The organism is Bradyrhizobium sp. BRP23 (genome assembly GCF_020194135.1).
Classification (GTDB): domain Bacteria; phylum Pseudomonadota; class Alphaproteobacteria; order Rhizobiales; family Xanthobacteraceae; genus Bradyrhizobium; species Bradyrhizobium yuanmingense.
The window spans coordinates 1-240 of the sequence record NZ_JADYVW010000079.1 but is presented as its reverse complement, the minus strand read 5'-3'; the positions used below and the strand labels follow the sequence as shown (position 1 = coordinate 240).

1 protein-coding gene is annotated in these 240 nt (G+C 63.8%); it reads left to right on the top strand.

The window, feature by feature from the left end; genetic code table 11:
• On the top strand, positions 1–240 hold a 240-nt coding region (locus I6F24_RS37425), incomplete at both ends, for a hypothetical protein (RefSeq protein WP_225156635.1).

Below are 240 nucleotides of genomic sequence, written 5' to 3'. Positions count from 1 at the left end.
TGGGCACTACTCGGTCTGGAGCACCGACAGCAGCGGCAATTTCGTGACGACGCTAGCCGCGGCTCCCGAGGTCCTGGGGAGCGATCCGACCCTGAAAGCACTGGAGCCGACGCTGCAGCAGGATCTCGATGGCGACGGCACGATCGGAGTGCCGATTGCCAGCCCCGTCACGATCGAGGCGTTGGGATCGACCAGCGTGGTGGTGTCCGGCGGCAATTACTATCTGACCAACATCTCGAC